The organism is Lactobacillus sp. UMNPBX4 (assembly GCF_002554115.1).
GTDB lineage: Bacteria > Bacillota > Bacilli > Lactobacillales > Lactobacillaceae > Lactobacillus > Lactobacillus gallinarum.
The window spans coordinates 1-982 of record NZ_PCZF01000125.1 but is presented as its reverse complement, the minus strand read 5'-3'; the positions used below and the strand labels follow the sequence as shown (position 1 = coordinate 982).

The following is a 982-nucleotide window of genomic DNA, read 5'->3' as shown; positions in this document are numbered from 1 at the left end:
TCTTTAACAGATTTCTGCTTCTTAGTTCCTCGGCAACTACTAAATCGTGGTTTTTGATTAGTGCAGTTGAGAGTACTTGCAAGAAGTCATTACGCTGTCTTCTGATCTTGTCGTGCAGTTTAGCTACTACCAAGCGCTGTTTTTGATAGTTTTTTGCTAGCCGCAAATTGCGTCCTCCTTTTTTAGCCCGGCGCTGCCTGCGAGACAAGACACGTTGGGCATGGGCAAGCTTCTTTTTTGCTTTACAGTAAAAACGTGGATTGACAACCATTGATCCATTTGACTCCGTTAAGAAATTATCAAGGTTAAGGTCAATGCCAATTTGACTCTGCGTCTTAGGCAATTCCTTGACAAAAGCAGTATCGCTGCCTAATTGCATTGATAAGTAGAATTGCTCGTCAGCGGTCTTTTTAATCGTGACTGTGCCAATTCTAGTTGGGATGTGGTTAAGCAAACGCTCTTTGATTAGCCTTCTAAAACCAGCAATGCGGACGATACCCAGTTTAGGCAGTTTAATATGTTTAGCATCAATAAATCTAGCTGTCCCGTTATCAAGAAAAGCTTCTTTTTGCTTAGGATATTGACAGTTGGTCTGATATGACCAGTCGCTGCGTTTTTTATGGAAAGTTGGGATTCCATGACCAATCTTGCGATAGTTGCTCCAAGCTTTCTGGTAGTTCTGAATAGCGTTGGCAATAGCGAGGCTATCAATTTCTTTAACGCGTAAAAAGCTATAAGTATCGCGGATATTCCTTGGCTTAGCCAATAACTCGTTATTGGCGACTACTTTTTCTGCCAGTTGGGCTTCATAGCTATTAAGAGTAGAAAAGGCAAAAGGCATTGCTTGATATTGTCTAACAGCTAAATAGTGCTTAGCATGATAATTGCTTCGATTGCGTCCTACATAAGAGTTGTAGACAAAGCGCTGCGCATCATAGTTTAGCTTGATGATTTTCTTTTGCTTAGAACTAGGATAAAAGCG

At 40.9% G+C, this 982-nt stretch carries 1 protein-coding gene; it reads right to left on the bottom strand.

Annotated features, from left to right (window positions below; translation table 11 throughout):
• On the bottom strand, positions 1-982 hold a 982-nt coding region (locus tag CP355_RS10000; RefSeq protein ID WP_098044453.1), incomplete at both ends, for an RNA-guided endonuclease TnpB family protein.